Source organism: Amycolatopsis silviterrae, from assembly GCF_042684085.1.
In the GTDB taxonomy this organism is placed as follows: Bacteria; Actinomycetota; Actinomycetes; order Mycobacteriales; family Pseudonocardiaceae; genus Amycolatopsis; species Amycolatopsis silviterrae.
In genome coordinates this window covers 1-7,463 of sequence record NZ_JBHUKS010000022.1, presented here as the reverse complement: position 1 = coordinate 7,463, position 7,463 = coordinate 1, and the positions used below count along the sequence as shown (strand labels likewise).

At 68.7% G+C, this 7,463-nt stretch carries 4 protein-coding genes; all 4 read right to left on the bottom strand.

Features of this window, described 5'->3' with window-relative positions:
• Window positions 1–330: 330 nt before the first annotated feature.
• Window positions 331–1,521, bottom strand: a complete 1,191-nt coding sequence (locus ACFSVL_RS28350) for a low temperature requirement protein A (RefSeq protein ID WP_378308611.1) — start codon at window positions 1,519–1,521, stop codon at window positions 331–333.
• A gap of 102 nt (window positions 1,522–1,623) precedes the next feature.
• Window positions 1,624–2,433 carry a MerR family transcriptional regulator gene (locus tag ACFSVL_RS28345; protein ID WP_378308610.1) on the bottom strand — a complete coding sequence of 270 codons (810 nt, stop codon included), beginning with the start codon at window positions 2,431–2,433 and terminating at the stop codon, window positions 1,624–1,626.
• A gap of 492 nt (window positions 2,434–2,925) precedes the next feature.
• A complete protein-coding gene (locus ACFSVL_RS28340) occupies window positions 2,926–4,395 on the bottom strand; it encodes an MFS transporter (protein ID WP_378308609.1) in 1,470 nt (489 codons plus the stop codon).
• The coding region (gene dnaE, locus ACFSVL_RS28335; protein ID WP_378308608.1) for a DNA polymerase III subunit alpha at window positions 4,395–7,463 on the bottom strand (3,069 nt) is incomplete at its 5' end. The genes dnaE and ACFSVL_RS28340, both read right to left, overlap by 1 nt.

Genomic DNA, 7,463 nt, shown 5'->3' with positions numbered 1-7,463 from the left:
AGCAACACACCCCGAACCAGCCCCGGAATCAACCAGGCCAAGCTCGATGCGTTATTTCAAGCTTTTATTTTTCCGGAGTCCAACTCTACACCCTGGGAAGCTCGAGGCTTCGTCGGGGGCTGGTTCAGCTCCGGAGGTTTGGGACCACCCACTCTACCACTACTGTGGGAGCTTGGTTCGTGTTCCCGGTGGCCGCCCGGTCTCCCTGGCGACGAAGAGAACATTACACGGCCCGGAACAGCCCCCGAACAGGGGGGTCCCTTTTTTCGCGCCAAGCCCCTGACCTGCGTCGATCCGGCGGCAGACGCCGAGGGGACGCCGGGCAGGCGGTCAGCCCGGTTCGCGCTCCCCGTGCGTCGCGATCACCGTGACCGCGACGAGCACCGCCGCCAGGACCGCCGTCACGTGGATCGGGGCCGGGCCGAAGGACGCCGCCAGCACGAGCACCGCGGCCGCCGGGAAGCCGATCGCGATCGGGCGGCATTCGTTGGTCGGGCCGATGTGCAGCAGCCACACGCTGAGCATGAACACCGCGACCGGGATCGTCACGGCCAGCGCGGTCGCGATTCCGCCGACGTGCGCCTTCCCGCTGTCGAAGTCGACGGCCAGTTCCAGCCCGGCGCCGACCGCCGCGGCCGAACCGAAGATCAGGTAGTGCCCGTATCCCCAGCTCAACGCGGTCCACCGCGAGTTCCCGCGTTCGAGCCGGGCGTGCCCGGGCTGGTCGAAGTACAGCCACCACATCGAGAACACCAGGACCAGGCCCGCGGCGGCGAGCGACACCAGGTCCCCGGTGTGCTCGCCCTCCGCGATCCCCTCCTTCACCGCGTTGGTGGCGCTGAGGACGGTCTCGCCGAGCACGATCAGTGTGAAGAGCCCGTACCGCTCGGCGATGTGGTGCGAGTGCCACGGCGTGGTCGTCCGCGCCTCCGCCATCGCCGGCACCGCGAGTTCCAGGACCAGGATGACGAAGAAGCTGACGAACCCCGCGGTTCCGGGAAGCGCGAGCCGGGCGATCCACAGGATCTGGCAGAACGTGATGCCTGCCGCGTAGCGATACGCCGTCGCGCGCAGTTCAGGTGACTGCCGGGCCGCGCGGATCCATTGCGTGACCGCCGCGAGCCGCATCAGGACGTATCCGATGACCACGATCGTGAAGTTGCCTTCGAAGGCTTTGTCCACTCCGGCCGCGACGGTCAGGCCGCCGGCGATCTGGACCAGGGTGGCCAGCCGGTACGGCACGTCGTCGGTGTCGAACGCCGACGCGAACCAGCTGAAGTTCAGCCAGCCCCACCAGATCGCGAAGAACACCATCGCGAAGCTGAGCACCCCGTGCCCGATGTGGCCTTCGGAAAGCGCGTGGTGCAGCTGAGCCGCCGCCTGTCCGACCGCGACCACGAAACACAGGTCGAACAGCAGCTCCAGCGGCGTCGACGCGCGGTGTCCCTCGCTGGTGTCGCGTGCCCGCATCGGCCGGTACCACACCCGGATCCGGCTGCCCGGCAAGGACTCGTGGGCCATGAGCGCTCCCCTCTTCGCAGAACGCGGCCATCCCAACATGATCGACCGCGGTACGCGAGCGCGACATCCCCGACCAGGCGGAACCGGGTGAAACCGGACGCCTCAGCGCAGCCGGACGGCCAGTTCGAAGACCGGGTCCTCCGGGCTGGCCGCGCCGGGGTCGCACAGGAAGATCTGGCGCGGCTTCCAGTCCGCCCGCTCGTCGTGCTCGGCCAGCCACCGGTGCAGCGACTCGGCCCCGAGCGCGGTCAGCATGTTCGCCTTCGGCACGGTGACGTACGCCTCGCGACCCGCGTCGTCGGCGCTGAGCGTCATCTCCGGAAAGGCGATTTCCCCGCCTTCGGGGTCGACCGGACAGCAGAATTCGACCAGGCCGTCGCTGTCATTGCTGATTTCGCCGTGATAGCGCAGGAACGGGCGGCCGGCGCCGCCCTCCGGGCGCGGGATCGAGGGGCCGCCGAAGAACGCGAACAGCGGGGCGGCGAACTCGCCGATCCGGTCGGCGGTCAGGTGCTCGGAGGTGGTGAGCAGCGTGCGGGCGGGCACTTCGCGAACGGACACGTCGTACATCGGGGTTTCCTTCCCTTCCAGCTGGTCGAGGAAGAACCCGGCGAGTTCCCGCTGCGCGTGCCACGTCCGCTCCCGCTCGTCCCAGAACGCGCGGACCTCGGCTGCCGCGGCGTCCGGCGGCAGGTCGAGGACGGCCCGGATCCGCGGCAGCGGCATCTCCAGTCCGCGCAGCTGGACGACGTGCCGGGCGCGGCCGAGCTGGTCCGGCGAGTACCAGCGGTAGCCGGTGTCCGGGTCGACGCGGGCAGGCGGCAGCAGGTTCGTCTCGTCGTACAGCCGCAGCGCTTTGGGCGAAAGGCGGGCCAGGCGTGCGAACGCGCCGATGGTCAGCAGGTCCGTCATGGGTCCTCCGTCGTTCGGAACACCCCGAGCGTGGGGCCGGACCCAAGGGGAAGGTCAAGACACGGCGTCGGTTCCGAGACGGAAGACCAAGGGGGCGCGCCATGCCGGGAAAGAAAGACGGGCGGGCCCGGTTCCCCCTCGCCCGGGCCCGCCCCGTTGCCTTCGCGCGCACTCGGCCTGCCACTCCGGGCAGTGCCCCGGCGATTCGCCGTACGGTCCCCCGCGGACGCCGACGAATTTCGTACCGGGATGCGACTCCGGGTGTCCATTCCCCGGAACTTCGGACTCCCGGGCCGTTCGGCCGATCGACCCATCCCCGGTCGATCGAGCGAATTGCCACTGTAGGTAGCCAAAGTGGCGTTCTGAAGGCTCCATAAGGTCTACTCGGTTGCTCTGAGTAGCACTAGAGCCAAAGGTCACCTGTCACCCGGATGGAGTATCACCTGGTGGCGGTAAGTAGCTCACTGAACGGGGAACATAAGCGTCGCTAAGTCACGTTCGGTGAATATCCGCGGCGGACTGCGCGGCTTGCGCGTCCTCCGTCAGGGTGGCACGCTGGCGGCGGGCCCGCAGTTCCAGGGTCGCCACGGCCAGCGCGACCAGGGTGAGGCCGGCCGCGCAGCACATCGCCGCGGTGAGCGCGGTCTGGTGCTCCGACGTCGCGACCACCGACTCGAACACCGAGGCCAGCACCGCCGTGCCGATCGCGGTGCCGATCCGCTGCCCGGTCTGCAGCGCTCCCCCGGCGACGCCGGCGAGCCGGTTCGGCACGCATTCGAGGGTGAGCGTCGTGTTCGGCGAGATCACCATCCCGCCGCCGATGCCGCCGATCAGCAGCGGACCAGCGACCGCGAACCCGGCGGCCGAGGGCGGCACCAGCTGCACGACCACTCCCACGGACAGCAGCGAGAGCGCGACGATGCCCAGCCCGGCGACGGTCAGCCTCCGGCCGAACCGGGCCACGAGCCGTCCGGCGACCGCCGCGGTCACGGCCGAACTCAGCGCGAACGGCGTGACCGCCAGGCCCGACTGCAGCGGCGTGTAGCCGAGCCCCTGCTGGAAGAAGAGCGCGAACACCAGCCAGATCCCGGCGAACCCGCAGAAGTACAGCGCTCCGACCGCCGCGCCGCTGGCGTAGCCGGGAGTGCCGGTGAAGAGCCGGATGTCCAGCAGCGGCGAGCGGTTCCGGCGCACGACGAGCCGCTCCCACCACACGAACGCCGCGCCGAAGACGACCGCGACACCGAACAGCCACCAGAGCCGGCCGAGCCCGCCCTGTTCGGATTGCACGAGCGGCAGCAGCACGCCGAGCACCGCGACGGCCAGCAGCACGATCCCGGCGAAGTCGATTTCCGTGCGCAGCCGCAGCTTCCGCCGGTCCGTGCGCGGCAGCAGCTTCATCGCGAGCCCGAACGCGACCGCGCCGATCGGCACGTTCACGTAGAACACCCACCGCCAGCCGTCCGGGTCGCCGAACAGCGCGAGGATCACGCCGCCGAGCACCGGCCCGACCGCGGTGGAGACGCCGACGACCGCGCCGAACATGCCGAACGCCCGGCCGCGCTCGGCGCCGCGGAAGAGGTCCTGGATCAGGCCGCTGTTCTGCGGCGTCAGCATGCCCGCGGCACAGCCCTGGGCGAGCCGGGCGGCGACCAGCGTCGCCGGGTCGGGGGCCGCGCCGGCGAGCGCGCTCGTCGCGACGAACGCGGCCAGCGCGATCAGGAACATCCGGCGGCGGCCCAGGGCGTCGCCGAGCCTGCCGCCGGTGACCAGCACCAGGCCGAAGGTGAGCGCGTAGCCCGAGACCACCCACTGGATGGTGCCCGCGCCGGTGTTCAGGTCGCGCTGGATCGAGGGCAGAGCCGTGTTGACGATGCTGACGTCCAGCAGCGTCATGAAGCCGGCGGCAAGGGTGACCGCGAGCGCCCGCCAGCGGCGGGGGTCCGGCTCCGCCCCGGTCATCAGGTGTTCGCGGTGATCCCGGGGATGCCCTTCAGCTCGCCGATGAGCATCGAACTGACCTTCACCGGGTAATCGTAAAGCGCGAAGACCGTCTGGTTCTTGCCGACGAGCTTGAGGTGCACCGGAGTTTCACCCTTGTGTGCGAGCAGCGTCGACTTCAGCTCGCTGACCACCGCCTGGTCGACCTTCTCCGCGGCGGCCAGCAGCACCAGCGGCGGTTCCTCGCCGCCGTTGCCGATCTCGGAGAGGTCCAGCGGCACGAGCCCGCCGCCGAACACCGACATCTTGTCCTCGCGCCAGTTGACCCGGCCCTTCACGAGCACCGCGTTGTCCTCGACCAGGTCGGCGGCGAACATCGAGTACGCCTTGGCGAAGAACAGCACCTCGAGCGCGGCGTCCATGTCCTCGACGGTGCAGATCGCCCAGGGCTCGCCCTTCTTGTTGACCCGCCGTTCCAGCGAGGTGAGCAGGCCGGAGATGACGACCTCGCCCTCCTTCGGCGGATCGGCGAGCAACGCGGCGATCGGCTTCGGCGCGTGTTTGCGCAGGATGCGCTCCGCCCCGTCGAGCGGGTGCGCCGACACGTACAGGCCCAGCATTTCGCGTTCGTAGGCGAGGAGCTGCTTGCGCGGGTACTCCTCCTCGCCGAACTTGAGGTGCGCGAGCGGCGAGGACGACGGGGCTGCCTCGGCCGCGTCGCCGTCGTCGGCGCCGAACGAGCCGAACAGGTCGAACTGGCCCATTGCTTCCTGGCGCTTGAGCGGGACCACGGCTTCCACCGCGTCCTCGTGCACCTGGATCATCGACAGCCGCGTGTGCCCCATCGAATCGAACGCGCCCGCCTTGATCAGCGACTCGATCACCCGCTTGTTGCAGGCCACCAGCTCCGACTTGTCCAGGAACTCGGTGAACGAGGAGTACTTCCCCTTCTCCTCGCGCGTCTTGATGATCGACTCCACCACGTTCGCGCCCACGTTGCGCACCGCGCCCAACCCGAACCGGATGTCGTTCCCGACGGCCGCGAACCGCAACGCCGACTCGTTCACGTCCGGCGGCAAAACCTTGATCCCCAGCCGGCGGCACTCCGACAGGTAGATCGCCGACTTGTCCTTGTTGTCACCCACCGACGTGAGCAGCGCGGCCATGTACTCCGCGGTGTAGTTCGACTTCAGGTAGGCGGTCCAGTACGCGATCAGGCCGTACGCGGCGGCGTGCGACTTGTTGAACGCGTACCCGGCGAACGGGAGAATCGTGTCCCACAGCGCCTTGACCGCTTCCGGCGAGAAGCCGCCCTCGACCAGCGGGCTGGACTTCATGCCCTCTTCGAAGCCCTCGTACTCCTTTTCGAGGACTTCCTTCTTCTTCTTGCCCATCGCGCGGCGGAGCGTGTCCGCTCGGCCCATCGTGTAGCCCGCGACCTTCTGGGCGATCTGCATGATCTGCTCTTGGTAGACGATCAGGCCGTAGGTCTCGGACAGGATCTCCCGAAGCGGTTCCTCGAGCTGCGGGTGGATGGGCTTGATCTGCTGCCGGTTGTTCTTGCGGTCGGCGTAGTCGTTGTGCGCGTTCATGCCCATCGGGCCGGGGCGGTACAGCGCGAGCACCGCGATGATGTCCTCGAACCCGGTCGGCAGCATGCGGCGCAGCAGGTCGCGCATCGCGCCGCCGTCGAGCTGGAACACGCCGAGCGTGTCGCCGCGGCCGAGGAGCTTGTAGGCCTCGGGGTCGTCGAAGCCGAGCCGGTCGAGGTCGATCTCCTCGCCGCGGTTGGCCTTGATGTTCTCCAGCGCGTCGCCGATGACGGTGAGGTTGCGCAGGCCCAGGAAGTCCATCTTCAGCAGGCCGATGGCCTCGCACGACGGATAGTCCCAGCCGGTGATGATCGACCCGTCGTCGCGCTGCCACACCGGGATCGCGTCAGTGAGCGGCTCGCTCGACATGATCACCGCGCAGGCGTGCACGCCGGCGTTGCGGATCAGGCCTTCGAGGCCGCGGGCGGTGTCGAAGATCGTCTTGCACTCTTCGTCGGTCTCGACCAGCGTGCGGACCTCGGCCGCCTCGGCGTAGCGCTCGTGCTTCGAGTCGACGATGCCCGACAGCGGGATGTCCTTCGCCATGATCGGCGGCGGCAGCGCCTTCGAGATCCGGTCCGCGATCGAGTAGCCCGGCTGGCCGAAGTGCACGCGGGCGGAGTCCTTGATCGCTGCCTTGGTCTTAATCGTGCCGAAGGTGATCACCTGCGCGACCCGGTCCGCGCCGTACTTGTCGGTGGCGTACCGGATCATCTCGCCGCGCCTGCGGTCGTCGAAGTCGATGTCGATATCGGGCATCGACATGCGCTCCGGGTTCAGGAACCGCTCGAACAGCAGCTTCTGCGGGATCGGGTCGAGGTTCGTGATGCCGAGCGCGTACGCGACGAGCGCGCCCGCCGCGGAACCACGGCCGGGGCCGACCAGGATGCCGACCTCCCGCGCGTGCTGGATGAGGTCGGCGGTGATGAGGAAGTAGGACGGGAAGCCCTTGCCCTCGATGACGCCGAGTTCGTAGTCGCAGCGTTCCTCGTAGCCGTCCGGGACGCCTTCGGGGAACCGCCACTTGAGGCCCTCGGCCACCTGATGGCGCAGCCAGGAAGCATCGGTGTGGCCTTCGGGGACGTCGAAGACCGGCATCCGGTCCTTGTGCGTGTACACGTCCTCGTACGACTCGACCCGCTCCGCGATCAGCAGCGTGTTGTCCGCCGCCCCCGGGACCTCCTTGTCCCAGTACTCGCGCATCTCGTCCGCGGACTTCAGGAAGTAGCCGTCCCCGTCGAACTTGAACCGCGTCGGATCGTTCAGCGTCTTCCCCGCCTGCACGCACAGCAACGCCGAATGCGTGTCCGCCTGGTCCTTCGTCACATAATGCGAGTCATTGGTGGCCAGCGGCGGCAGGTCGAGCAGCTTCCCGATCTCCAGCAGACCCTCCCGCACCGACCGCTCGATCGGCAACCCGTGGTCCATCAACTCCAGGAAAAAATTCCCCGCACCGAAAATGTCCTTGTAGTCCGAGGCCGCCTGGATCGCCGCCTC